Here is a 24,438-nt window from a genome sequence, read left to right as displayed (position 1 = left end):
GCGAATCGCCCGCCGCGACAGCCGTTCCCGGTTCCGGCCGTGCGGGAACGGCCGAAAGAGTGCCGACTACCCTGTGAACGCACGGGGTATGCCGTGCAGTGGTCAGCGGAACTCGTCGAGGTTGTCCGCAACCCAATCCTGGAAAGTGCGGGGCGGGCGCCCGATGATCGCCGCCACGCTCGGACGCTGGTCGAGTGTCCACTGCGTCAGCTCTGCCGTTCGTGCCGCGTATTCCTGTAGCGCGTAGAGAGTTACGTCGACAGCGCTGTCGGGCCAGCCCTGCGTACGCCACCGCTGACGGGCTTCGGCTTCTGTCAGTGCGACCAGGTCGATCTCGCGGCCGAGGGCAGCAGCCAGGCATGCCACCCGGTCGCCGGTGCTCACCGGTAATCCGACCGCCTCGAGGACCATCCCGGTGTATTCGTCACCGAGCAGCCCGGCCGCGGCGACGGCAGCGAGATCCTCTTCGTGGATGAACGGGTAGCAGCCGGCCGCGCCATAGGGCTCCCACACGGTGCCGGCGGTTTCGATCGTCTCCCGCCACCCGAAGCCGGTGGCCGGGTAGGTACCCGCGAGCATGGCGCCCATCACCGCCGAGGGGCGGATGATCGTCGCCGGGATACCCGAATTCCGGACGGCGTGTTCGATTGCCAGCCAGAACCAGGTCTCCGGAGGATAGTTCTCCTCGTATTCGGGCCCATGCGAGGAGAGCAGTACCAGCCGCCGGATCCGGGGGATGTCTCCTGCTTGCAATACTTCCGCTGCGCTCGCCGGATCGGCGTCGGCCAGGAACAGTGTGCTCACTCCGGAGGACACCGATTCGACATCGGCCGGCGAAGCGACCGAACCCTCCACGATTTCGCAGTGCGGCGGCCATCCGCCGGCCTGTGCCGGTTCGGCGAGCACCCGGACCCGGCCGCCCCGGCAAGCAACCGGCGTGCCAGCGCCCGGCCGACGATCCCTGTCGGACTACTGCCCTCGCGCCGCCCACCGTTACCGACGGTGAGGAGATGCAGCGGACCCTGGCCCGAACCGGCCGAAACATTCGAAATTCCACGCACAGCAGAACACCCTTCGACGGAAGTGGCGATCTTGCGCCTCCCCGGCCCTGGCGGGCCGGTGGACGAGGGTGCGGATCACTGAGTTTCGATCATATCAGCAGCGACTCGACCACCTGCCCGGGCACTGCGCGGATCGGAGGGCCCTAGCCGATTCGCGCCCGGAGCAGGTTCAGCGGGTCCGAATCGTCGCGCCGCCCGCGGGGTCCGTGCCCCTCGGGGGCGGTGAGCCGGCCGGCGTCGGAGCGGGTCCATTCGCGGACCGCCCACCGTTCGGCGATGGCCCACCTGCCGTCGCGCAGTTCCATCAGGTCGATATAGCGGCAACCGCTGGTGAAATCGTCCCGGCCGGGGGCGCCCCAATGGGCCGCCGTGGAATACGATTCGCTGATCGCCCGGTCGCCGTGCAGCTCCACCAGGTGATTGCCGATATGGTGCATGGTGCCGCCGAGCCTGCGGAGCTTCGGACGCACCCATTCGATGAATTCGTCGGCCGTGCCGTCGAATCCGGTGTGATGGTCGATGGCGCCGGGATGGTAGGCGGCACGCACCAGGTCGAAGTCGAGCCGGTCGATACCGCGGCAATAACGCAGCACCACCTCGTAGATGGCCTGTTTGTGCAGCAGTTCCCGTAATGCGTCGGTCACCGGGACTCTCCTTCTGTTATTCGTGCCCGACGCCGACCATCCAGTCGAGCAGTTCGGGTAGCCGCTCGGCTTCCCGGCCGAACGTGGTCGGGCGGAAGACGACGGCCGTGGCCCCGTTGCGCCGGAACTGCTGTGCCGCCCGGGCGGTGGCGTCCAGGTCGACGCTGCCGTCCGGACGCCGCACCGGCGTGAGGGATACCTGGATACGTGCTGTGCCGGGGTCGCGGCCGTGCGCGGTGAACCTGTCCCGCAGTAAGGCGACACTGTCGGTGAATCCGGGCAGATCGGTGGGGTTGACCGACCAGCCGTCGGCAACCCGGGCGATCCGGTCGAAATTGCGGGGGCTCGGACCGAGACCGAACAGAATCGGCACCCGATCCTGCACCGGGAACGGCAGGCTGTGGAAGTCGTCGAAGGCGAAATCCCGTCCCGCGAACTGTGCCGGGGCCCCGGTCCACAGTTCCCGGCACGCGCGCACGGTATCCTCCATCCGGCCGAACCGGGCGTCGAACGGCATACCGGTCGCGGTGTATTCGGCCTCCTGCCAGCCCACACCGAAACCCATGGTGACCCGTCCACGGGAGAGACGGTCGAGGGTCGCGATCTGTTTGGCCAGCAACACGGCGGGCCGGACGGTCGCGATCAGTACCGACACCCCGAGCTGGGCCCGTTCGGTGACGGCGGCCACGGCCGACAACAGCGAGATCGGCTCGTACCACGGGTGGTCGAGCGGGAACGGGAAATTGTTGTCCCGGACGCGCTGTGCGTGCGCGCCGGCCGCGAATCCGAGGTGGTCGCCGGTGGACAGCAGGTCGATACCGCGGCGATCCGCTTCGGCCGCCAGGTCGGGCACGCAACTGATGTCACCACCGAACAGAGCCTCGGCGCCGAGAAGATTGAGCCCGATTTCCATGGCCCCATTTCAGCCCGGCCGCGCCCGGGACGGAAACCGGCTTTCCGTTGGGTGAGACCTCGGCAGGCCCGGAATCGCCCGGCGCATTAGCGTCCGGGCCACGCCGACGGCCGTGCACGGGATAGGAGAACCACGATGGATTTGCGGGAGTCACCCGAGCACCGGGAACTCAGGCGGGAATTGCGTGCCTACTTCGCGGAGCTGCTGCCCGCGGACGAGCGCCGCGCGGCCGGTGAACAGGGTGTGGGCGGCGACCGGTTCCGGGAGATCGTCAAAATGCTCGGCGCGGACGGGTGGCTGGGGATCGGCTGGCCGGTGGAGTTCGGCGGCCAGGGCCGTTGCATCGAGGACCAGTTCGTATTCTTCGACGAGGTCCAGCGCGCGGGGCTGCCGTTCCCGTTCGTCACCGTCAACACGGTGGGCCCGACCCTGCAGAAGTACGGCACCGACGAGCAGAAGGCGAAGTACCTGCCCGGGATCCTGTCCGGCGATATCGTTTTCGCCATCGGCTACACCGAGCCCGGCGCCGGCACCGATCTGGCATCGCTGCAGACCCGCGCGGTCCGCGACGGCGACGGCTGGGTGGTGGACGGCAACAAGATCTTCACCTCCGGCGCGAACACCGCCGACTACATCTGGCTGGCTTGCCGCACCGATCCGGAGGCCCCGAAACATCAGGGCATCTCGATTCTGATCGTGCCGACCGATACCCCCGGTTTCTCCTGGTCGCCGATCCATACCGTCGGCGGCCTGACGGTCACCTCCACCTACTACTCCGGTATCCGCGTCGGCGCCGATGCCGTGGTGGGCGAACCGAACGGTGGGTGGCGCCTCATCACGGCACAGCTCAACCACGAACGTATCGGGCTCGCCGCGCTGGGCGGGCGCACCGAAGGCCTGTGGCACCAGGTGCTGGACTGGGCGCGGGAAACCGGCGCAATCGAAACACCCTGGGTGCGGCAGGAATTCGCGCGCACCCACGCGAAACTGGTCGCGATGCGGCTGATGAACTGGAAGATGACCGCCGCGGTAGCGGCCGACACCCTCTCGGGTGCGGACGCGGGCGCCACGAAGGTGTTCGGCACCGAAACCCATCTCGACGTCTACCGCACCCTGCTCGGCATCCTCGGGGCGGCCGGCCGGATCCGCCCCGGGAGCCCCGGCGCGGTCCTGTCCGGGCAGATCGAACAGATCTCACGGCAAGGGGTGGTCAACACCTTCGGTGGCGGGGTCAACGAGGTACTGCGCGATATGGTCGCCACCCTCGGATTGGGGACGGTCAAGGCGGGCCGCGGCCGATGACCGTTCTCGACACCCTGAACACCTTGATAGGTCGCGAACTGCAGCCCACCACCTGGGCGCCGGACCCGGTGAACACCGCCATGATCCGGCACTGGGTGGAAGCCATGGGCGATACCAACCCGATCTATCTCGACGAGACCGCCGCCCGCGCTGCCGGCCGCGCCGGCGTCATCGCCCCGCCGACGATGGTGCAGGCGTGGACCATGCGGGGCTACGCGGCGACCGCCGCCGGCGCCGGCGTGTCCGAGGTCGCCACCCGGCTACTGGACACCCTCGCCGAGGCCGGCTTCACCTCGGTGGTCGCCACGGATTCCGAACAGGAGTATTTCGCCGAACTCCGCCCCGGCACCCGGATCAACGTCACCGAGGTCATCGAATCGATCTCGCCGGAGAAGAACACTGCCCTCGGACCCGGGCATTTCGTGACCACCGTCAAGACCTACCGGGACGACACCGGTGTGGTCGTCGCCACCCAGCGCTGGCGCACCCTGCGTTTCCGGCCCGTAGCGAAAGAGCCGCCCCGCGCGTTGCGGCCACGTCCGGCGATCAACCCGGACAATGCCTTCTGGTTCGCTGCCGCCGAGGAACATCGCCTGGTGATCCAGCGGTGTACCTCCTGCGGCACCCTGCGGCACCCGACCGGGCCGATGTGCGGGCACTGCCGATCACTGGATTGGGACACCGTCGACGCCTGCGGCCGCGGCATCGTCTACAGCTTCGTGGTCAACCACCATCCGCGGCTCGACGCCTTCGACTACCCGCTGATCGTCGCGGTCGTCGAACTCGAGGAGGGCACCCGGCTGGTCGCGAACATGGTCGGTGCCGAACCCGGCGAGATGCGGGTCGATATGCCCGTGCAACTGGACTGGATCGACGCCGACCCGGAGCTGACGCTGCCCGCGTTCCGTCCGGTCATACGCGAGGAGAACTGATGGATTTCGCCTTCACCGAAGAGCAGACCGCGATCCGCGACCTGGCCGCCGATATCTTCACCGGCACATCGGGCCCGGAGCGTATCAAGGCCGTCGAGGCATCCGCGGAACGTATCGACCGGGACCTGTGGCGCGAACTCGCCCGCGCCGGGCTCGTGGGAATCGCGCTGCCCGCGGAATCCGGCGGTGGTGGAATGGGATTCACCGAACTCTGTGTGCTGCTCGAACAGCAGGGGCGCAGTGTCGCCCCCGTACCGCTGTGGGAGACCGCGCTCGCCGCGGCGGCCGTCGCCGAATTCGGCACACCCGACCAGCAGCGCGAGTATGTGGCGCCCGCGGCGGCCGGGGAACTGTTCCTCACCGTCGGGCTCGAAGAGTTCGGCCCCGCCGACCCGGTGGCACCCGAGACGTCGGCGCACCGGTCCGGCACGGGAACATGGGTATTGACCGGTGCGAAAGCGGTGGTCCCCGCGGCGCATATCGCCGGCCGGGTCGTGGTCTCCGCCGCGACACCGACCGGAACCGGGTTGTTCCTGGCCGACCCCGCCGGCGCGGGCGTACACGCCGAGAACAACGAGACCACCACCCGCGCGCTCGCCGCGACCCTCGCCTTCGACAACGCGCCGGTGGAACTGCTCGCCGAGGGCGATTCGGTGCAGTGGCTGGTTTCCCGGGCCGAAATCGCGCTGGCCGCGGTACAGACCGGGGTCGGCGCCGGTGCGGTGCAGCATGCGGTGAACTACCTCAACGAACGCCGGCAGTTCGGGCGCCCCCTCTCGACCTTCCAGGCGGTCGGTCATCAACTGGCCGACTGCTATATCGATCTCGAGGCGATGCGGGTCACGCTGTGGCAGGCGGCATGGTTGCTCGGCAACGACGAGGACCCCGGTACGGCGGTGCCGGTGGCCAAATGGTGGGCCACCGACGGCGGGCAGCGGGTGGTACACCGCGCCCAGCATGTGCACGGCGGGATCGGCGTGGATATCGACTACCCGGTGCACCGCTACCTGCTGTGGGGTAAGCAGATCGCCGCGACCCTGGGGTCGGCGAGCGCCGATCTCGCTCGCCTCGGCGATCTGCTCGCCCGCCCGGAGGTGGCGGTATGAGAGCGGCCGCGGATATCGCGGTGGGTGAGGTGCTGCCGGAACTCGCTGTCCCGCTCACCCGCACGCTGATCGTGTCGACGGCTATCGCGAGCCGGGACTATCAGGACGTGCACCACGACCCCGACCTGGCGATCGAGCGCGGTTCCCGGGATGTGTTCATGAATATCCTGACCACCAACGGGCTGGTGGGCCGTTATGTCACCGATTGGGCGGGGCCGCGGGCGTCGTTGCGTAAGGTCGCGATCCGGCTCGGCGCCCCCAACTACCCCGGCGACACGATGACGTTGAGCGGTGAGGTGACCGATAACACCGGCGGTGTGGTGTCGGTGCAGGTCCGCGGCGCCAACAGCCTGGGCGATCATGTGCGCGGTCTCGTCACCGTCGCCTTCGTGGAAGGAAACGCCCCATGACGGTGAGTGCACTATCCGGCGCGGCCGCCATTGTCGGTATCGGCGCGACCGAGTTCTCCAAGAATTCCGGCCGCAGCGAACTGCAACTGGCCTGCGAGGCGATCGTCGCCGCGCTCGCCGACGCCGGTATCGACCCGGCCGAAGTGGACGGACTGGCAACCTATACCGCGGAAACGAACGGTGAGGTGCTCGTCGCCCGCAATTGCGGGCTAGGGGAGCTCACTTTCTTCTCCCGTGTCGGTTACGGCGGCGGCGCCGCCTGCGCCACGGTGCAGCAGGCGGCGATGGCCGTGGCCACCGGAGTCGCCGAGGTCGTCGTCTGCTATCGGGCGTTCAACGAACGCTCCGGTGTCCGTTACGGTCTCGGCCAGCACGATCGGCCGATGGACAGCACCGCCGACCGGGCGGCCTATGCCTGGCTGACACCGCAGGGGCTGTCGACTCCCGCCCAATGGGTCGCGATGTTCGCCCGGCGGTATATGCATCAGTACGGCGCCACCAGCGAAGACTTCGGCCGGGTGGCCGTGGCCGCCCGCGCATTCGCCGCGAACAATCCGGCCGCCTGGTTCTACCGGCGGCCGATCACGCTCGCCGATCACCAGAATTCCCGCTGGATCGCCGAACCGCTGCACCTGCTGGACTGCTGCCAGGAAACCGACGGCGGCCAGGCTCTCGTCGTCGTTTCCGCCGAACGTGCCCGCACTCTCGCCCACACGCCGGCGCTGATCAAGGGCGCCGCACAGGGCAGCGGTAAGGACCAGCACATGATGACGAGCTACTACCGGCCCGATATCACCCGCATCCCCGAAATGGGGCTCGTCGGCCGGCAACTCTACCGCCAGAGCGGGTTGCGACCCGCCGATATCGACGCCGCGATCCTCTACGACCACTTCACGCCGCTGGTGCTCCCGCAACTGGAGGAACTCGGTTTCTGCGCGCTCGGGGAAGCGAAGGATTTCATCGCCGACGGCAATCTCGAACTCGGCGGCCGGTTACCCGCCAACACCCACGGCGGTCAGATCGGCGAGGCGTACCTGCACGGCGTCAACGGGATCGCGGAGGCCGTGCGGCTGCTGCGCGGCACTTCCGCGAACCAGCCCGACGGTGTCGACAACGTCCTGGTCACCGCTGGAACCGCGGTGCCGACGAGCGGGTTGGTACTCGGTGTCGAATGAGGCGAGGGGCGAGGGCGGCGGCTCGACGGGGCCGCCCGGCCGCCGCCGGATACGTTCCCATCTGCCGGTGAACACTGGGACGGCGCACCACGACCGGCGTAGGCACAGTGCTGGAACACCCCCGCTCACTCACCCCTGGAGATGCCGATGAGTTACGACCCGCCTGTCCGTCCCACCGTGCGCACCGCGGCCGACGGCACGGTGCTGACCTCTGCGCCCCGCGATGCACCGGTCGACCGTGCGACGGCAGCGGCGCGGCGGGTGATCGACGCGTTGCTGCGCACCGACCGCTCGAACGCGAACCTGGACCGGGTGGCCGAGGAACTGCAGAGTATCGCCGACCATCTCGAGCAGCACGCACCCGAGGTAGCCGAACGCCTGGTGGATATGTGGCACGGTGAGGGTGTCACACGCCATGACCCGGTCACCGGCCCGGAGAATGCGCTCGCGCCGCCGCTCGTGCTCACCGGCCGGGCCGACGGATCGGTCGACGGCGTGGTCACCCTGACCATTCCGTATCAGGGCCCGCCGGGGAGTGTGCACGGGGGAGTGGCAGCCCAGCTGCTCGATCACACGCTCGGGGTCGCCAACACCTGGGCGGGCAGCAACGGTCCCACCGCGCAATTGAATGTGCGGTACCACCGCCCGACACCGTTGTTCGTACCGCTCACGGTGAGCGGCCGCATGGTCGCGCAGCACGGCAGCAAGATCAACTCCGTTGGGGCGATCCACACAGCGGACGGTGAGCTCTGTGTCTCCGTCGAGGCCCTGTTCATCGACAAAACCGTCCCGCGGCCTCGCGCGGCGGCAACAGGGGAGCCGATACCTCGGCCGAATGTGTCCGAGTCGTCCAGCCGGGCGCCTCAATAGTCGGCCGTGACCGCCCGTCAGCCTCGCTGCAGGCGTAGTTCCCGGACGGCTTCCTCGAGTTCGCGGATATTGCGCTGCAGGTCGATGAGCGCCGGTTCGGAGGCAGTGCCCTCGGTTACGGCTGCCGGCTGTCCGGCCGGGATTTCGGGGACGGGCGGGGCGGGCGTCCGGGCCGGCTTCGCGGCGGCGAAACCGTCGAGGAAGACCGCGATCAGATCGCGGCGCAGCCGATCGGCGTCGGTGGCCAGCGAAGCGCGGTGGAAACGAACGGTGAGCCAAACGGATTCACGCAGCATCCGATGGAAGTGGTGCGGGTTCACATCGGTCCGGAATTCGCCGGTGTCGACGCCGCGGGTGATCGCGTCGTCCCAGTACTGGTTGGCGCGGCGTACGGCGGTGGCGATACGGCTGTCGGCGGGCTGCGCCGACAGCGTGCTCTCGTTCTGGTAGATCTCCGTCGCGTAGGGGTGGTCGGTGGCCGATTCGAAGGAGACCGCGACCATCCGGTCGAGCCGCTCGCGCGCGGTTTCGCCGGGAACGAGCGCGGCCTCGTAGCGGTCGTTGAGATCGTCGATGAAGGTGATGACGATTGCGAAGACGATCGCATGCTTGGAGGCGAAGTGGTGATACAGACTGCCCGAAAGGATCCCGACTTCGTCGGCGATATCGCGCACGGTGGTGCGCGCTACACCCCGTTCGCTGAACAGTTTTGCGGCATGGAACAGGATGGCCTCTTTTCGAGTGGATGACACCTGGCGTCTCCTCGTGCCGTGTAGCCGGTTCCCTATCAAGCACTTGCTTGAATCGCAGATTACACGACCGTGTCGCGCCCGGTGCCCCTTCGATGGACCGGCGCAAACGCAGGCTGACAATGTGTCGCGACGAGACGTCACGTGCGGACCGATAGCAATTCGCAATTACCGCGACCTCCCGGGCCTCCGTGGTGAGGCACCGACCTCCCCGAAAATCTTGCCTGCCGCCCGGCCCCTGACCGGCACGCAGGTGGCCGCGCTCGCGCGGTTCGGTGTGGCCGCGGTACAGCCTGCCCGCAATGAACGACTCGCCGCCGAGGATGTCGATCTATCGACCCGGCCGCACGTCGCACTCGCCCTGCTCGAGACGGGCTCGGGCAGGGCGGGGTGGCCACGGCTACTCGCCGCCTATCCGTTGGTGGGCAACCGGGAGCAGCTTGCCGCCTGTCCGTCCAGCGCCGGATCTCCGTCGGACGCGTCCCCCGTTTCCGGTGCCTCTCGGGTGTCGGGCAGGCGATATTCGGCAAACCGTTGACAGGCTCTTGTGATCCATCTAACGTTCCAACCAAGCGATTGCTTTGGAGTGACCTAACAGTGCTTGGTCGCCGTGGTGAGCGCTGATAACCAAGCAGCATGCAAGGAGAGAGCATGGGTCTCGGTTCATTCGATGCGGCGATCTCGCCGGTTTCCCCGACGAGGCAACAACACAACGACGACCGCGGTGACCGGCCCGAACTCGTCCCATCGCAGCCACGAACGTGCTGAGCAACCACTCCAGGCTCCGGCGACGCGACACCCCGAAACCCGCACGACCCACACACCGATGAACAGCACCCGGTAGCAGCCCGGCCGCCCCGCAGGCAGCCGCCGAGACCGGCCACCCCGAACCCGGATACGCGCAGGCCCCGCGTGCCCGACCGTAAACCCTCGTCCCCACGGACACCGGCCGCGACCACGAAGCGCCCGGCCACCTCCCGCCCCGGCCGCACCGACCCGGCATCCCGTCCGAACTCCGGCCCCGAGCAGCCGGGTACCGGTCCTCTGACCCCACCCGATCGGACGGCTCCCGATACCGGCGCCACCGCGCCCACCAGCCGGCCCGATCCGGAAGCTCACATCTTGCTGAAAGGAACCCCATGAACCGCAGAAGGTTTCGCCGTGCCCGGCATCTGCTGGCCGCGGCCGCGGCGACGCTGGTCGTGGCCGGTTGCGGGGGCGGCCCCATCGACGGCGGCTTCGGCGGCCCGGTCGGCGATATCGACCCCGATGCGATCCTGCGGGTCACCAGCAGCTCACCGACCAGGAACCTGGACCCCTACCTGCAGACAAGCTACGGCGGCTGGGGCTACCTGACCGTCCTCTTCGACCGGCTCACCACGGTCGACAAGGACGGCAACCTCATCCCGGGACTCGCCGAATCGTGGCAGTTCGCCCGCGACGGCTCCTATCTGGAGCTGAAACTCCGCACCGATGTGTCGTTCCACGACGGCACCGCCTTCGACGCCGCGGCCGTGGCCGCGAATATCCACCGCGGCCAGAACATGGAAGGCAGCACGGTCACCGCCGCCCTACAGAACATCACCTCGGTCGAGGAAATCGACGACTACACCGTCCGCCTGCATCTGGTGCCCGGAACGGGCGTGGAACTACCGGGCGTGTTCAGCACCAACGTCGGAATGATGATCAGCCCGAAAGCGATCGCCGCGGGCACCGATCTCCGCAACGGTCCCGGCACCGCCGGCTCCGGCGCGTACGTGGTCACCGAATACGTACCCGAAGAATCACTGTCGCTGGTGCGCGCCGACGGCGCCCCCAACTGGGATCCCAAGGCCGGTCAGCTCGCCGGAATCGAATTCGAATGGATCCCCGACGCCCGGACCCGGCTCAACGGAATGAAAACAGGCATGACAGACCTGAGCTGGGTCAGCTCCGCCAACGAAGTACTCGAAGCGCAGACACTGGGACGCAACCGCGCCGTAGGAGTCCACGAAGTGGTCTTCCGCAATGTGCTCGGCCTGTACATGCGCCCCTACGGCGACCTGGCCGAACCGGAGGTCCGGCAGGCCGTGGCCGCCGCCATCGACCCCGCCGCCGTCAGCGCCCTGTTCTCCGGAACATGCACACCACACCGGCAGCTGTACCCGGCGGGCAGCTGGCCCGCCGACGAAAACTACGAATACCCGTACCCATACGATCCCGGCAAAGCCAGGGCCCTGGTGCAGGCGGCCGGCGGCGCACGAATAGCACTCACCTTCGCCGCCGGCACCAACACCGAGAACACCGCGAACGTCCTGCAATCGAGCCTGTCACAAGCCGGCATCGACGCCGACCTCAACCCGGTCCCCAACACCCAGAACGAACCCCGCTATATCGCCGGCGATTTCGAATCGATGGTCGCCAACAGCTTCAACGCGAAAACCGATCCCGCCGAGACCGTGAACACCTTCCTGTTCGGTGCCTACGCCCTCGCCAACGACAACCCGCAGATCCGCGACCTGACGACCCGCGCAGCCGACCCCACCCTGACCGAAGAACAGCGCGCCCCGCTGTACCACCAGGCCTGGGACCTCACGCTGAAAGAAGCCATGTTCGTCCCGATCTGCAACCAGACCAACGCCACGCTGTTCACCAGCCAGGTCGTCGGCGCATACGACATCCCCTGGGCCGATCTCGGGATCTTCGACCTTCGCCACGTCGCAATGACCGAATAGTCCGCCGCAATGATGAGGAGACCCCGTGCTGCGTTATGCCGGGCAGCGGTTACTGGCGGCGATTCCGCTGCTGCTGATCGTCCCACTGCTGATATTTCTACTGATGGACCTCGCCCCGGGCGACCCGGCGGTCGTACTGGCCGGGGAGAACGCGACACCGAAACGGTTGCGCGAACTACACGAGAACCTCAACCTCGACGAGAACGTCTTCGTGCGATACCTGGACTGGGTCGGTTCGGCACTACGCGGCGACCTCGGGATGTCGCTGTGGTCGAACCAGACCGTAGCCGAACTGCTGTTGCGGCGGATGGCCACAACCCTGTCGCTGGTGCTGTTCGCGATGGTGCTGGCCGTGCTGATCGGCGTAACCCTGGGCATCCTCGGCGCGCTGCGTCCCGGCGGTGTCGTCGACCGCGGCATCAACGCCCTGGCCTCGATCGCGATCGCGATCCCCGCCTTCTGGTTCGGACTGGTCCTGGTCCTGCTGTTCGCGGTCACACATCAGATATTCCCCGCATTCGGCTACGTGCCCATATCGGAGGGAGTCGTACCGTGGTTCCAGCACCTGGTACTGCCCGGAGTCGCGCTGGCGCTACTGCCCGCCGCCGAAGTGACATTGCAACTGCGGTCCGCGCTCGGCCAAGTCCTCGGCAGTGACTACATCCTCAACGCCGAAGCCCGCGGACTGTCACGGGCGAGCGTGATCGGCAAACACGGGCTCAAGAACGCCTGCATCCCCGTCGTGACCGTGCTGGGATTCCGGGTCGCCGAAGTGCTCGGCGGCGCCGTCACCATCGAGATCATCTACAACATGCCCGGCCTGGGCAGCCTCGCGGTCAACAGCGTCCAGAACCACGACGTACCGGTACTGCTCGGATTCGTCCTGTTCACCACCGTCGTCGTCATCCTCGTCAACCTGCTCGTCGACATCTCCTACGGCTACTTCAACCCGAAGGTGCGCTCATGACCGCGACCACACCTGCCGACACCGCCGCCCGGCCCGGCGCGGCCCGCCGGACAGCCGCCGCCCTGCGCCGCCGCCCCGTCACCGCCACCGCCGCATTGTTCGTCGCCCTGCTGATACTCGTCGCGCTGTTCGCGCCGTGGATCGCCCCCCACGACCCGTACACCCAGGACCTGCTGAACCGGCTGCAACCCCCCGCCGCCGAACATCTACTGGGCACCGACGACTACGGCCGCGACGCACTGAGCCGGCTGATCTTCGGCGCCCGTATCTCCCTGACCGCTGCACTACAAGCGGTGGCACTGGCACTGATCCTCGGACTACCGCTCGGCGTGGTCGCCGGCTACCGCGGCGGCTGGACCGACACCCTGCTCACCCGGCTCATGGAAGCCCTGATGAGCGCACCGTCCCTCGTCCTGGCCATCACGATCGTCGCCGTCCTCGGCTCCGGAATCACCAACGCGATGTTCGCAGTCGGCCTGGTGATGGCGCCCCGGTTCTTCCGCGTCGCCCGCGCCTCCACGATGGACGTCCGCGGCGACACCTACATCGAAGCCTCCGTCGCCCTGGGATGCACACCATCCCGGACAATCATCCGGCACATCCTGCCGAACGTGATGCCCCCGATCGTCCTGGTCATCTCCGTCTCCCTCGGCACCGCCGTCGCCGCCGAAGCGAGCCTGAGCTTCCTCGGCCTCGGCGCCGAAGCCCCCGCCGCGAGCTGGGGATCGATGCTCAGCACCGCCGCCTCCAATATGCAACTCGCCCCGCACCTCGTATGGCCGCCCGGCGTGATGATCTTCCTGACCGTGCTCGCCTTCACCTACCTCGGCGACGGTGTGCGCCGAGCCCTGACGAGGAGCCGCAATGGCAGTAACAAGTAACGGACTCCAACTGCCGGAAAACCCAGCAGCCGCAACCACCGGCACCCTGCTGCGCGTACGCGACCTCACCGTGCAGTTCCCCGCCGGCCGCGGCCGCTGGACCACCGTCGTCGACGGCGCCTCCTTCGACGTCGGCGCCGGCGAATCCGTCGCCCTGGTCGGCGAATCCGGCTCCGGAAAAACCGTAACCTCCCTGGCGGTCATGGGACTGACCGCCCATACCGGCGGCCGCATCGCCGGCGGCTCCGTAGAATTCGACGGCCGCGACCTCACCGCACTCCCACCACGCGAATGGCGCGCACTGCGCGGCACCGGAATGGGCATGATCTTCCAGCAACCCATCCGCAGCCTCAACCCCGCCTACACCGTCGGCGACCAGATCGCCGAATCCGTCCGCCGCCACCTCGGCCTCGACCGCCGCGCCGCCATGGCCCGCGCAGTGGAAATGCTCGAACTGGTCCAAGTACCCCGCGCCGCCGAACGCGTCCGCGAATATCCCCACGCCTTCAGCGGCGGAATGTGCCAGCGCGTCATGATCGCCATGGTCATGGCCTGCAACCCCCGCCTGCTCATCGCCGACGAACCCACCACCGCCCTCGACGTCACAGTCCAGGAAACCATCCTCCAACTCCTGCGCGACCTCCAGGAACAAACCGGCATCGGCCTGCTGTTCATCACCCACGACCTCGCCGTGGTCGCCGAACTGTGCCGGCGCGTCGTCGTCATGTACGCAGGCGAAGTAATCGAAGAAGCCGACGCCGAACAACTGTTCTACACACCCCGCCACCCGTACACCGCCGGCCTGCTCGCCTCCATCCCGCACCCGGGCCGCCGCCGCGACCGCCGCCTCACCGCCATCGAAGGCCGCGTACCGGTCGCGGGGGAGTGGCCGCCCGGCTGCCGCTTCCGCGACCGCTGCCCACACGCCCGGCCCGGACTGTGCGACACCACCCACCCGGCCACCACCCCCACCGGCGACCGGAGCACCGCCCGCTGCCTGCGCACCACCGAGATCGAACTACAAGGAGTACAGCAACCATGAGCCTGCTCCAGGTAACCGATATATCGAAATCGTTCTCGACAGGCCGCGACCTCCTCGGCCGCCGCTCCGGCCGGACCCACGCCGTACAGAACGTCTCCTTCGAACTCGGCACCGGCGAATGCCTCGCCGTGGTCGGCGAATCCGGCGCCGGGAAATCCACCGTCGGCAGAATCGTGCTGCGGCTGATCGAACCCGACACCGGCAGCGTCATCTTCGACGGCCACGACATCCGCGCCGCCACCCCCACCCGGCTCCGCACCCTGCGCCGCGGAATGCAAATGATCTTCCAAGACCCGCACAGCTCACTCGACCCCCGCATGAGCATCCTCGACGCCGTCGCCGAACCCCTCGTCGTGCACACCGACCTCGACCGCAAAACCCGCACCGCCACCGTCCGAACCCTGCTCGACAAGGTCGGAATCGGCGCCCGCTACCTCGACCGCTACCCGGCCGAACTGTCCGGCGGACAGCTACAACGCGTCGCCATCGCCCGCGCACTCACCCTGAAACCGAAAATGATCGTCTGCGACGAACCCGTCGCCGCCCTCGACGTCTCCGTCCGGTCACAAGTACTCAACCTACTGCGCGACCTGCAAGACGAACTCGGACTGGCCTACCTCTTCGTCTGCCACGACCTCGCACTCATCGAAGTGATCGCCGACCGCGTCCTGGTCATGGCCGGCGGCAGAGTCGTCGAAACGGGCACCGTCGAAGAGATCTACCACAACCCCCAGGAGGAATACACGCAGAAACTACTGGCAGCCATCCCCGTACCCATCCCGCGCAGCGCGCGGCACTGACCACGAGACCGGGGAAACCATCATGGCAATGATCGAACGGATCACCGTAATCCTCGACGTCTTCGACGACCGCACCTCCCGCCTCACCCTCGAAGAAATCAGCCGCCGGTCACAACTGCCCCGCTCGACAGTGCACCGGATCCTCAAACAACTGGTCCGGCTCAACTGGGTCGAACACACCCCGTTCGGCTACACCATCGGCCGACGCGCGCTACGAATGGGCGGAATCTCCGACGGATACAGCGCAATCCGCGCCGCAGCGGCCCCCGTCCTGCACGATCTGCACGCGCAAACCGGAATGGTCGTCCACCTGGCCGTCCTGGAAGGCGGCGAAAGCGTCTACCTCGACAAAGTGGGTGGACGTAACGCATCGGCGCTGCCGTCCCGCGTCGGCGGCCGCGCACCCGCCTACGCCACCGCCTGCGGCAAATCCATCCTCGCCTACCTCGACCCCGAATGGGTCGACAACATGTACGGGCAACGACTGCACCGGTGCACCGAACGCACCATCGGTGAGATCACCACCCTGCACCGCGAACTCACACTCATCCGGCAACGCCGCGGCCTCGCATACGAATCCGGTGAAGCCTTCCGCGGCCTGGCCTGCGCCGGCGCCCCCATCCGCGGCCCCCGCGGCCCCGTCGCCGCGCTCTCGATCTCCCACGCCGCCGACACCGCACCACTCGAGCGAACCGCCCCGTTGATCGCATCCGCGGCCCGGGAGATCGCGCTGACACTCGGCCGGCACCACCCACCGCGCACCGGGCCGGCACCCCGGCGCTTGCGCGACAACGAACCCATCCACAGTCACGAAGACAGGCGGTCCGCCTCATGCCCCGAACCCTCACCGGCCACGGCGCACTGATCACCGGCGGCGGAGGCGGATTCGGCCGCGCCGCCGCCGCGCGCCTGGCCCGCGACGGCGCCTCGATCACTCTGCTCGGCCGAACCGAAGCGACCCTGCGCCGCGCCGCCGAATGGATGCGAGACAACATCCCGGACGCCGCACCGGTGCAGTGGACGGTAGGAGATTCCGCCGACGAGGACGATATCGCCCGCGCCGTCGCACTGGCCGACACCGACAGCACACCCCTGCGGATCTGTGTCTGCACGGTCGGCGGCGGCACCATGGCCCCAGTGCTGGCATTGACCGGAACAGTGGCCGCCGCCGATTTCGAACGCAATGTGCTGACCGCCCTACTGGCGATCCGGCACAGCGCCGCCGCGATGGCGGCCCACGGCGGCGGATCGGTCATCTGCCTGTCTTCCACAGCCGGCGGCGGCTCGTTCCCCTTCATGGGTTCCTACTCCATCGCCAAAACCGCACTGGAAGCCCTCGTCCGGGTAGCCGCCGACGAACTCGGAGCGCACGCTGTCCGCGTCAACGCGATCCGCCCCGGCCTGGTCCCCACCGACGCGGCAAAACCGGGCCTCATCGCCGCCGACGAAACACAACGGGCCCGGGTACTGCGGGAGAAACCACTGGCCCGCGTCGGAACAGCCGAAGATATCGCCGAAGCCGTCCGCTACCTCGCCGGCCCGGAATCATCGTGGGTCACCGGCGCCGTACTCCCGGTCGAAGGCGGCAACCATCTACGCCGCGCCGCCGACCTGGAAATCCTCGCCCGAAAAGTATGCGGCGACGACACCGTCGACCGGGCACTGCGGGGGCAGCTCCCCGAACGCCCGGAGCGGGCAACAGCGACATAACCGGGAAAGGCCACGCTACCGGCCACCCCGACCCACGCCGCTACATGAACCGCGAAGTGCGCGCGAGTGTCCGGAGAAACCCTGAACTTCCAGACCGGCACAACGCCCGCCGCGCGTCGTCATGGCCGATGAACGCGGACGAGTATCGAGATATCAATCCCGTTGCCCTGAGCGGCATCCTTATGCCCCGTCCACATGGCGTGGGCCGCCACCGACGCCATGACCTGGGCGATAACCGCATGCGCGGGCAGAACGAGCCCCGTGAGCCATCGCCGCCGGTAGCCTCGTTGGTCTCCCGTTGTACGAAGCGACTTTTTATGCCCTCCCCGGCAGGCCGATAGCGTCCCATTTCATGGACCCGAACTATCAGTCGGCGGAAGAACTCCTGAACGCCTTGCGTGCCGGTGACGTGACATCGACCGAACTGACCGATGCGGCAATCGCGCGGATCGAACGACACGACGACGCGATCAACGCGATCTGTGTGCGGACCTTCGACCGGGCACGAACCGCCGCCCGCGCAGCCGACGAGGCCCGCGCCCGCGGCGAGGACCGACCACTGCTTGGTGTCCCGGTAACCGTCAAAGAGTCCTACAACATCGCCGGACTGCCCACCACCTGGGGTATGCCACAGCACGCGAACCACATACCGTCGGAGGACGCGGTACAGGTGTCACGGCTCGAGACGGCCGGCGCGGTGGTGCTCGGCAAGACCAACGTGCCGGTGCAGCTGCGAGATATCCAGAGCTTCAACGAGATCTACGGCACCACCAACAACCCGTGGGATCACAGCCGCACATCCGGTGGGTCGTCCGGCGGATCGGCGGCAGCCCTGGCGTCCGGATTCGGCGCACTGTCCATCGGCTCCGACCTCGCCGGATCCCTGCGCACCCCCGCGCATTTCTGCGGAATCTACGCACACAAGCCGACACTCGGACTGGCACCGACCCGCGGCATGGTCGCGCCCCCCACGCCGGCCCTGCCGATCGACCTCGACCTCGCTGTCGTCGGCCCGATGGCGCGCACCGCCCGCGACCTCACGCTACTGCTCGATGTGATGGCCGGCCCGGACCCGCTCACCCACGGCATCGCCTATGACGCCGAACTGCCGCCCGCGCGCCACCAACAGTTGGCTGACTTCCGTGTCCTGATCCTCGAAGACCATCCGCTCATTGCGACCGGCGCGGCGGTACGAGCGGGCGTGAACCGGGTCGCCGCGGCCCTCGCCGACGAAGGCGCCCGCGTCGAACGGCACAGTCCGCTACTGCCCGATCCGGCCGAAGCCGCGACGCTCTACATGCAATTGATGCTGTCGAACGCCGCCGCAAGCCTTCCTGCCGACGTGTACGAACAGTTGCAGATCCAGGCCGCGGCCTGCAGCGCGGACGACCGGAGTCTCGAGGCAGCGCGACTGCGTGGCATGGTGCTGCGCCACCGCGACTGGGTCGAGGCCGACAACCGTCGCGAAAATCACCGTCGGGATTGGCGCCGGCTCTTCGCCGAATTCGACGCCGTCGTATGCCCCATCACGCCCACCACCGCTTTCGCGCACAATCACAGCGGAGATCTGCAGGATCGGCATATCGATATCGACGGTGTCGCATACCCGTACTTCGATCAGCTCGTCTGGGCCGGTGTCGCCACCATGCCCGGGCTGCCCGCCACTGCCATACCCGCTGGCCTGTCTCCCGAAGGACTGCCGGTGGGAGTGCAGCTCATCGGCCCGATGTTCGAGGACCACACCCCACTGCGGCTGGCTGAGCTGCTCGAGCGGAAGATCGGCGGCTTCCAACCACCGAAGTAGTGCCCAGTGACCACGCAGGCCGCCACCGGATCGGTGACCGATCCGGTGGTATTCGCGACTCAGGAATGACAGGGCCGGCGACCGCCGGCTACCACCGAAATTCCTGAGCAGGGGAGTACTCCGACACCCTGGAGAGTCGGACCGGTAGCGACGAGACGGGCGCAGCCCGGTCTGCGAAGTCCGGGTGAGACTTCGTAACAGCCCGAATGGAGACCTTTGACCGACAGTATCACCATGAGACTACTTAGATATGCGTATCTAACCATTGATCTTCAACGTCTATATTGTTCAGTCGCAACCGGAAAGAAAAAGACAAAGGAAGAGGCGTATTACATCGGAGCTCGAAGCGCAGTAAGTTCAGTAAGCGCAGGTCAGGCGTCGAATGGACGGGCGCCCGGCAGGAAAGTGTGGTTGCCGGAGGTAGTCGCCGCAGCATTGGATAACGGCGGCATGGCGGAGCTGTCGGAGTTCAGCGGCGCAAGGCAATCTGCCGACGAAATCCTCAGCGCATATCGGTGAGGTCTGCCCGGGGCGGTGTATGCGGGCGATCCCTGCCGGCCCCCCGATCCCGGTAAAACGTCACTGTGACAAAAAGTCGTGACACTATGTGCCGTACCGGCAACTAGGGGAGGATTCGCTGAGCGGCACCTGTGGCGATCGGCCGCTCTGCGGGAAGGGGTTTTGGGCGCGTCCAGCTCAGATGCTCATGGGGGTGCGCCGTGGAGAAGGCGCATGCAGGAATGCGGGCGGCGGGTTGTGGGGCCCGGTCGGAGTGACTCCGCAATGGTTCCGCGTATAGCTGCGAGTTGACATAATGCCTGCGCCTCAGATCTGACCGACGTCGAATCGGTCCGGCTTCCGCAGCGAGTCGTCGCGTTCTCTGAAACGTCCCAGTCGAGAGCTTCGGTCCGAGCTGGGGCCGGCAAATGCGCTGCACGAAAGTGATTCTCACGAGAAGCCAGTTGTCCGGACCCGCCCTTCCGAAAACTGCCGATAATCTACATTATGTAAAGTAGCTGAAGGAACATGTCGTGTTCGGCGACCGAAACCGCATACGCGCCGACCGCTCCACCCGCACCGGCGAACACCTCGCCACCTACGTCGGCATCTGACCGCTGCGGACCTGATTCCGGCGGTGCACTCCCCGCGATAGCCGGGTGGGTGCACCGCCTTCAGGGCCAATGCGGCCGATAGCCGGTGCAGCCGCGAAGAAACGGGCGTTACCAACATCGCCCGGCCATTCTCGACCCGCGCCGAGCGCGGGTTCAGGGCTGTCGTGCGGGCATCCCATTCGGGTAGGCCCACGCCAGACGCGTCAACACGAGCGCCGCTGCCATCAGCCCGAAGTCCCGCAACGCGATATCGCCGTACCCGCCGACCAGTAGCAGATTGACAATGATGCCGCCCAGCCACACCGCAACCAGCGGCGCACCCAAGCGCGGAAACACAAGCACGGCAATGCCGGCGACGATCTCGACGACGCCGACTACGTTCATCGCCGTGGCCGCGTCACCGGGAACGAGGTCGTTGACGAAGCCGGCCAGATAGCGGGTCCAGTCATCGGTGAGGACATTGACGAATTTGTCGAGCCCGAACAGGATCGGCAAGACACCGAAGCCGAGTCGCAGCGCCCAAAAAGCCTGGTAACCGGGATCGGCGAGCGACGCCACCTGCCCGCTCCGGTCGGTGTGCACAGTCATCAGATTCTCCTTCGACGTTGACGGTCACACTGTTAGTGGCCGCGTCTGCGAAGGTCTTACCGACACACAGCAACATTCACGCCCGGCGAACCCGCGTCATCGCTACGGTCCGGGCCGCTGATCGAGCAATTCCTGCAACGCCAGCGCCTCATCAGCACAGGCACCACAACCGGTCAGATGGGTCTGCATCGCGACATCTTCATACCGTGGGTCGTCCAGACGGCGTTCAACATACTCATCGATCCGGTCGAAACACTCGTCACAGGACAGGTAAGGGCTGGTATCGGCCAGCAAGCCGGCGATGAGCTCGGCGCGCGACGCCGCTGTCGGATCGGTCATGAGATGCTCCGATCGGGGCGTGGTTCGAGATGCCCGCTGTCGATGAGCGCGGCGCGCAGCCGGCGACGAGCATCATGCAACGTTTTGTAGAGCGCATTGCGGGTGCTGCCCAACCGATCGGCCAACACGTCGATCGGCACCTGCTCCACCACCAACGCCACTAGGATGCGCCGCTGATGTGCGGTGAGATCCCGCGCGACCGCCGCCTCGACCGCGCGAGCGAGCTCGGAGGCACCCAACACGGCCTCCGGCGTCGCCGATCTGTCAGCAACCGAAGTCAGTGCGTCCGGCAACGGAATTTCCCGATGCCGCCAGGCCTGGCGGCGCACCGCGACACCGGCGTGCAGAACCCCGAACTTGTAGACCCAGGTGGTGAAACGACTGCGGCCCTCGAACGTGGGCAGCTGACGCAGCACCGCGACCACGGCGTCATTGGCGCACTGCTGAGCCAGATCCTCCAGATCACCGGCACCGGTGCCCGGCAGTAGACCACGCAACCGCCACACTTGATGCCGGGTGGCTCGCAGCAACACCTCACGCAAACGCGCCACCGCGTGACGGCCGGCGGGTCCGTCATCGGTCAGATCGGCCAGCCACTGTTCATCGGCCTGTGGATGCGCCACGCCGGAGGTCGTGGGGTTCACAGTGCTCACAGTAGCGCCTCCCGCGACGGCATCGGCGCCAGAATGCGCACCGCCAACTCCGGCGGGCAACCCCTGTCGAGCAGCTGCAACAACGCGTGCAGGTCGAACCCGGGATCAGCGACCACGGCATCAGCCACATCTGTCGGGAAACCCGAATCGAGCAGCCGGCGTCGCCGCCAGGCCCGGACCTCGGCAGCCGACGCACGATCACTTCCGGCAGTCGTCTGCGGCGGCAGATGAACCATCATGCTCAGTTGGTGTCGCGCGCCGCGGAATTCTTACCGCGGACTATGAACCGTGCCTGATCCGACATCCCCGGACAGTATCCCCCATGTACATAGATAGTATATATAAAAGTGTTATGCTCTGCGTGTGAGTCGTCAAGACATCGCCCCCGGCGCGTCCGCTGCTATCGGGGCAGCCCTCTACAGCCTGGCTACCAGAGCCGTGAGACGCCTACCCCGGGACATGAGCCTGACGTCCGCTGCCACCTTGGCCACCCTGGACCGAACCGGCCCGCGGCGGATCACCGATCTGGCCGCGGTCGAGGGCGTCACCCAGCCCGCGATGACCGCGCTGGTCCGGGTGATGGAGGAGTCCGGCCTGGTCGAGAGGCGGGGCGACGCGTGCGACAAGCGCGTCACGCTGGTGTGCCTGACCGAGGCCGGCGCCTCCTACGTCCGGACGCGGCGCCAGGCGGGCGTCCAGGCGTTCGAACGGTTGATCGGCGAACTCACCGGCGACGAGGTCGAAGCGCTGGTGGCGGCCCTTCCGGCGCTGAAGCATCTGGCAGAGCTCGAAAGTCAGGACCGTGAAGGGCAGAAGCAGTGACCGGGCAGCCGGTCGGCGGGATCACGGTGAAGGCGTTCCCGGTGGCGCGTTCCGAGGCGCGGCTGCTGGTCCCCGCCCTGATGTTCATCGCTCTGGTCGTGGCGGCAGTCGCCAGCCTCGGCGCGCCGCTGATCACCAGCGTGGCGACCTCGTTCCACGTCTCGCTCGGCAGCGCGCAGTGGACGCTGACCGTCGCGCTGCTCAGCGGCGCCGTCGCCACGCCGGTCCTGGGCCGCCTCGGAGCCGGCCCGCACCGGCGGGCCACGATCCTCGCCACGCTGGCGATCGTCGTCGCCGGCAGCGCGCTCACCGTGCTGCCGCTACCGTTCGCGTGGCTGCTGGCCGGCAGGGCGGCCCAGGGCGTCGGGCTCGGGCTGACGGCGCTGATGATGGGTGTGGCCCGCGACCACCTCCCCGAGGAGCGCAGCGCGGCTGTGATCGCCCTGCTCTCGGTGGTTTCGATCATCGGGGCCGGCGTCGGCTATCCGCTGGCCGCACTGCTCGTCGAGCTCGGCGGACTGCGGGCCGCCTACGGCCTCGGCCTGGTCGTCACCGCCGCTGCCCTCCTGACCGCGTGGCGCTCTATACCCGAAGCCCCCGAGGGCCGCTCCGCCCGCGTGGATGTGGTAGGTGCGGTCGTTCTGGCCGCTGCGCTGGTCCTGGTGCTGTTCCTCGCCGGCGAACAAAATCTGTGGAGCCGGCACCTCGCCGTCGCGGCGGGCCTCGCCGTCGTCGCGGTGGTGCTGCTCTGCGTCTGGGCTGTCATCGAGCTGCGCAGCACGACGCCGCTGGTCGATGTGCGGGCGGTGCGGCATCCGGCGGTCGCCGGGGCGAACCTTGCCATGTTCGTCGGCGGGATCGGCATGTATCTGCTGCTCACGCTCATCACCCGGTACGCACAGACCCCGCACGACGCCGGTTATGGCTTCGGGTTGACGACCTTCGTCGCCGGGCTGGTCCTCATCCCGTTCTCGGTGCTGGGGTTCGTCGCCGGCAAGCTCACGCCGCGGGTTCGGACGCGGATCGCCGACCCCCTGCTGCTGGCCGGTAGCGCCGTCGTGGTCGGCGGCGGGTTCGCTCTGTTCGCGGCGGCCCGGTCGGACCTGGCCGAACTGTTCGTGGCGATGGGTGTGCTCGGCTTCGGCGTCGGCGGCTTTTCGGCCGCGATGCCCGGCGTCATCCTGGCCGTCACCCCCAAGAGTGAGACGTCGAGCGCCATGAGCTTCAACTACGTCGTCCGCAGTGTGGGGTACTCACTGGGCAGCGCCATCGGCGGTCTCATCCTCGCGGCGGGCACCGGCCCCGGCCACCTCTTCCCGGACGACAGCGCCTACACCACTGCGGCGCTGATCGGCATCGGCACCATGGCGATCGCGATGCTGACAAGCCTCGCTCTCGCCCGTCGACGCTCGTAGAAGACCACCCCGATGTATTAAACCCAACACTGGAGGTTTCCATGCCCAAGGGCTACTGGGTCAGCGTCTACCCCACTATCGAGGACCCTGAGAGGTTTGATGTCTACAACGAACTGGCAGGTCTAGCCGTCGCGGCCGCGGGCGGGCGGGTGCTGGCCGGCATCGGCAGCCGGATCGACGCACACGAAGCCGGAATCGCCGAGCGCGTCGTCCTGATCGAGTTCGACAGCTTCGAACAGGCGGTCGCCGCACGGGCGAGCGCGGCCTACCAGAAGGCGCTGGCCGAACTTCCCGACGGCTTCGAGCGCGACTTCCGCATCGTCGAAGGACGCGAGTGACCGAGGTCCGGTCAGGTTCCCGGCGGACTGCCGGAAAGTTCGAGGACGGCATCTGAACAGGCGGGCACAGCCCCGGTATGGAGGTCCCGGA

At 67.5% G+C, this 24,438-nt stretch carries 25 protein-coding genes; 17 read left to right on the top strand and 8 right to left on the bottom strand.

Translation table 11 applies throughout. The features are described from left to right. Positions 1-102 precede the first annotated feature (102 nt). The 3 genes from IU448_RS02550 to IU448_RS02540 all read right to left on the bottom strand — a co-directional run bounded on the left by IU448_RS02550 (position 103) and on the right by IU448_RS02540 (position 2,618). Positions 103-804, bottom strand: a complete 702-nt coding sequence (locus IU448_RS02550) for a hypothetical protein (RefSeq protein ID WP_228811998.1) — start codon at positions 802-804, stop codon at positions 103-105. A 400-nt stretch (positions 805-1,204) separates the two neighbouring features. After that, the gene (locus tag IU448_RS02545; RefSeq protein ID WP_195053851.1) at positions 1,205-1,705 is read right to left on the bottom strand and encodes a nuclear transport factor 2 family protein; all 501 of its coding nucleotides are present in this window, start codon (positions 1,703-1,705) and stop codon (positions 1,205-1,207) included. 16 nt (positions 1,706-1,721) lie between these two features. Then, positions 1,722-2,618, bottom strand: coding sequence for a TIGR03619 family F420-dependent LLM class oxidoreductase (locus tag IU448_RS02540; protein WP_195053850.1), 897 nt, complete (start codon positions 2,616-2,618; stop codon positions 1,722-1,724). Between the two features lie 135 nt (positions 2,619-2,753). Here IU448_RS02540 and IU448_RS02535 point away from each other — a divergent pair, with 135 nt between their 5' ends. The 6 genes from IU448_RS02535 (at position 2,754) to IU448_RS02510 (ending at position 8,413) form a co-directional block, all read left to right on the top strand. After that, a complete protein-coding gene (locus tag IU448_RS02535; protein ID WP_195053849.1) occupies positions 2,754-3,920 on the top strand; it encodes an acyl-CoA dehydrogenase family protein in 1,167 nt (388 codons plus the stop codon). Next, positions 3,917-4,852, top strand: a complete 936-nt coding sequence (locus tag IU448_RS02530) for a bifunctional MaoC family dehydratase N-terminal/OB-fold nucleic acid binding domain-containing protein (RefSeq protein ID WP_195053848.1) — start codon at positions 3,917-3,919, stop codon at positions 4,850-4,852. The genes IU448_RS02535 and IU448_RS02530 overlap by 4 nt, the downstream gene beginning before the upstream one ends. Continuing rightward, complete coding sequence (locus IU448_RS02525; RefSeq protein ID WP_195053847.1) at positions 4,852-5,958, top strand: acyl-CoA dehydrogenase family protein; 1,107 nt, start codon at positions 4,852-4,854, stop codon at positions 5,956-5,958. The genes IU448_RS02530 and IU448_RS02525 overlap by 1 nt, the downstream gene beginning before the upstream one ends. Further along, a complete protein-coding gene (locus IU448_RS02520) occupies positions 5,955-6,368 on the top strand; it encodes a MaoC family dehydratase (RefSeq protein ID WP_195053846.1) in 414 nt (137 codons plus the stop codon). Before IU448_RS02525 ends, IU448_RS02520 begins: the two co-directional genes overlap by 4 nt. Then, positions 6,365-7,543, top strand: coding sequence for a lipid-transfer protein (locus IU448_RS02515; RefSeq protein WP_195053845.1), 1,179 nt, complete (start codon positions 6,365-6,367; stop codon positions 7,541-7,543). Before IU448_RS02520 ends, IU448_RS02515 begins: the two co-directional genes overlap by 4 nt. Positions 7,544-7,690: 147 nt before the next feature. Further along, positions 7,691-8,413 carry a PaaI family thioesterase gene (locus tag IU448_RS02510; RefSeq protein ID WP_195053844.1) on the top strand — a complete coding sequence of 241 codons (723 nt, stop codon included), beginning with the start codon at positions 7,691-7,693 and terminating at the stop codon, positions 8,411-8,413. Between the two features lie 17 nt (positions 8,414-8,430). Here the strand turns inward: IU448_RS02510 and IU448_RS02505 are convergent, their stop codons facing one another. Beyond that, complete coding sequence (locus IU448_RS02505) at positions 8,431-9,165, bottom strand: TetR/AcrR family transcriptional regulator (RefSeq protein ID WP_195053843.1); 735 nt, start codon at positions 9,163-9,165, stop codon at positions 8,431-8,433. Between the two features lie 1,136 nt (positions 9,166-10,301). Here IU448_RS02505 and IU448_RS02500 point away from each other — a divergent pair. From IU448_RS02500 to IU448_RS02465, 8 genes are all read left to right on the top strand, one after another. Beyond that, positions 10,302-11,876 (top strand): ABC transporter substrate-binding protein, encoded by a 1,575-nt coding sequence (locus tag IU448_RS02500; protein ID WP_195053842.1) that lies wholly within the window; start codon positions 10,302-10,304, stop codon positions 11,874-11,876. 25 nt (positions 11,877-11,901) lie between these two features. After that, the gene (locus tag IU448_RS02495) at positions 11,902-12,843 is read left to right on the top strand and encodes an ABC transporter permease (protein WP_195053841.1); all 942 of its coding nucleotides are present in this window, start codon (positions 11,902-11,904) and stop codon (positions 12,841-12,843) included. Next, positions 12,840-13,724, top strand: coding sequence for an ABC transporter permease (locus tag IU448_RS02490; RefSeq protein ID WP_195053840.1), 885 nt, complete (start codon positions 12,840-12,842; stop codon positions 13,722-13,724). Before IU448_RS02495 ends, IU448_RS02490 begins: the two co-directional genes overlap by 4 nt. Beyond that, on the top strand, positions 13,708-14,766 hold the full coding sequence (locus IU448_RS02485; protein WP_195053839.1) for an ABC transporter ATP-binding protein: 1,059 nt from the start codon (positions 13,708-13,710) through the stop codon (positions 14,764-14,766). The genes IU448_RS02490 and IU448_RS02485 overlap by 17 nt, the downstream gene beginning before the upstream one ends. Continuing rightward, a complete protein-coding gene (locus IU448_RS02480; protein ID WP_195053838.1) occupies positions 14,763-15,566 on the top strand; it encodes an ATP-binding cassette domain-containing protein in 804 nt (267 codons plus the stop codon). Before IU448_RS02485 ends, IU448_RS02480 begins: the two co-directional genes overlap by 4 nt. 22 nt (positions 15,567-15,588) lie before the next feature. After that, on the top strand, positions 15,589-16,431 hold the full coding sequence (locus IU448_RS02475; protein WP_228811997.1) for an IclR family transcriptional regulator: 843 nt from the start codon (positions 15,589-15,591) through the stop codon (positions 16,429-16,431). Continuing rightward, a complete protein-coding gene (locus tag IU448_RS02470; RefSeq protein WP_195053837.1) occupies positions 16,398-17,276 on the top strand; it encodes an SDR family NAD(P)-dependent oxidoreductase in 879 nt (292 codons plus the stop codon). The genes IU448_RS02475 and IU448_RS02470 overlap by 34 nt, the downstream gene beginning before the upstream one ends. Before the next feature lie 352 nt (positions 17,277-17,628). Then, a complete protein-coding gene (locus IU448_RS02465; protein ID WP_195053836.1) occupies positions 17,629-19,080 on the top strand; it encodes an amidase in 1,452 nt (483 codons plus the stop codon). Positions 19,081-20,345: 1,265 nt separating this feature from the next. Here the strand turns inward: IU448_RS02465 and IU448_RS02460 are convergent. From IU448_RS02460 to IU448_RS02445, 4 genes are all read right to left on the bottom strand, one after another. Beyond that, a complete protein-coding gene (locus tag IU448_RS02460; protein WP_195053835.1) occupies positions 20,346-20,780 on the bottom strand; it encodes a hypothetical protein in 435 nt (144 codons plus the stop codon). Between the two features lie 102 nt (positions 20,781-20,882). Beyond that, complete coding sequence (locus IU448_RS02455) at positions 20,883-21,119, bottom strand: hypothetical protein (protein WP_195053834.1); 237 nt, start codon at positions 21,117-21,119, stop codon at positions 20,883-20,885. Beyond that, positions 21,116-21,763 (bottom strand): RNA polymerase sigma factor, encoded by a 648-nt coding sequence (locus IU448_RS02450; protein WP_324188486.1) that lies wholly within the window; start codon positions 21,761-21,763, stop codon positions 21,116-21,118. The genes IU448_RS02455 and IU448_RS02450 overlap by 4 nt, the downstream gene beginning before the upstream one ends. Before the next feature lie 5 nt (positions 21,764-21,768). Then, complete coding sequence (locus tag IU448_RS02445) at positions 21,769-22,011, bottom strand: hypothetical protein (RefSeq protein WP_228811995.1); 243 nt, start codon at positions 22,009-22,011, stop codon at positions 21,769-21,771. A gap of 124 nt (positions 22,012-22,135) precedes the next feature. Here IU448_RS02445 and IU448_RS02440 point away from each other — a divergent pair, with 124 nt between their 5' ends. From IU448_RS02440 to IU448_RS02430, 3 genes are read left to right on the top strand one after another with little or no spacing between them, the layout of a single operon-like run. Beyond that, on the top strand, positions 22,136-22,594 hold the full coding sequence (locus IU448_RS02440; RefSeq protein WP_280457275.1) for a MarR family winged helix-turn-helix transcriptional regulator: 459 nt from the start codon (positions 22,136-22,138) through the stop codon (positions 22,592-22,594). Next, entirely contained in the window at positions 22,591-24,009 is a 1,419-nt protein-coding gene (locus IU448_RS02435) for an MFS transporter (protein ID WP_195053832.1), read from the top strand. The genes IU448_RS02440 and IU448_RS02435 overlap by 4 nt, the downstream gene beginning before the upstream one ends. Positions 24,010-24,050: 41 nt before the next feature. Further along, positions 24,051-24,347 (top strand): DUF1330 domain-containing protein, encoded by a 297-nt coding sequence (locus IU448_RS02430; RefSeq protein WP_195053831.1) that lies wholly within the window; start codon positions 24,051-24,053, stop codon positions 24,345-24,347. Positions 24,348-24,438: the final 91 nt, after the last annotated feature.

This window comes from Nocardia flavorosea (assembly GCF_015477805.1).
Classification (GTDB): Bacteria; Actinomycetota; Actinomycetes; order Mycobacteriales; family Mycobacteriaceae; genus Nocardia; species Nocardia flavorosea_A.
The sequence above is the reverse complement of the archived record's forward strand: the minus strand, read 5'-3'. Positions and strand labels throughout refer to the sequence as shown.

Bases quoted from the DNA above. Each gene is read 5' to 3' on its own strand.
- IU448_RS02470 (WP_195053837.1), top strand. From the start codon at position 16,398: ATGCCCCGAACCCTCACCGGCCACGGCGCACTGATCACCGGCGGCGGA.
- IU448_RS02520 (WP_195053846.1), top strand. From the start codon at position 5,955: ATGAGAGCGGCCGCGGATATCGCGGTGGGTGAGGTGCTGCCGGAACTC.
- IU448_RS02455 (WP_195053834.1), bottom strand. From the start codon at position 21,119: ATGACCGATCCGACAGCGGCGTCGCGCGCCGAGCTCATCGCCGGCTTG.
- IU448_RS02445 (WP_228811995.1), bottom strand. From the start codon at position 22,011: ATGATGGTTCATCTGCCGCCGCAGACGACTGCCGGAAGTGATCGTGCG.
- IU448_RS02485 (WP_195053839.1), top strand. From the start codon at position 13,708: ATGGCAGTAACAAGTAACGGACTCCAACTGCCGGAAAACCCAGCAGCC.
- IU448_RS02460 (WP_195053835.1), bottom strand. From the start codon at position 20,780: ATGACTGTGCACACCGACCGGAGCGGGCAGGTGGCGTCGCTCGCCGAT.
- IU448_RS02515 (WP_195053845.1), top strand. From the start codon at position 6,365: ATGACGGTGAGTGCACTATCCGGCGCGGCCGCCATTGTCGGTATCGGC.
- IU448_RS02465 (WP_195053836.1), top strand. From the start codon at position 17,629: ATGGACCCGAACTATCAGTCGGCGGAAGAACTCCTGAACGCCTTGCGT.
- IU448_RS02430 (WP_195053831.1), top strand. From the start codon at position 24,051: ATGCCCAAGGGCTACTGGGTCAGCGTCTACCCCACTATCGAGGACCCT.
- IU448_RS02480 (WP_195053838.1), top strand. From the start codon at position 14,763: ATGAGCCTGCTCCAGGTAACCGATATATCGAAATCGTTCTCGACAGGC.
- IU448_RS02475 (WP_228811997.1), top strand. From the start codon at position 15,589: ATGGCAATGATCGAACGGATCACCGTAATCCTCGACGTCTTCGACGAC.
- IU448_RS02540 (WP_195053850.1), bottom strand. From the start codon at position 2,618: ATGGAAATCGGGCTCAATCTTCTCGGCGCCGAGGCTCTGTTCGGTGGT.
- IU448_RS02535 (WP_195053849.1), top strand. From the start codon at position 2,754: ATGGATTTGCGGGAGTCACCCGAGCACCGGGAACTCAGGCGGGAATTG.
- IU448_RS02525 (WP_195053847.1), top strand. From the start codon at position 4,852: ATGGATTTCGCCTTCACCGAAGAGCAGACCGCGATCCGCGACCTGGCC.
- IU448_RS02490 (WP_195053840.1), top strand. From the start codon at position 12,840: ATGACCGCGACCACACCTGCCGACACCGCCGCCCGGCCCGGCGCGGCC.
- IU448_RS02500 (WP_195053842.1), top strand. From the start codon at position 10,302: ATGAACCGCAGAAGGTTTCGCCGTGCCCGGCATCTGCTGGCCGCGGCC.
- IU448_RS02510 (WP_195053844.1), top strand. From the start codon at position 7,691: ATGAGTTACGACCCGCCTGTCCGTCCCACCGTGCGCACCGCGGCCGAC.
- IU448_RS02530 (WP_195053848.1), top strand. From the start codon at position 3,917: ATGACCGTTCTCGACACCCTGAACACCTTGATAGGTCGCGAACTGCAG.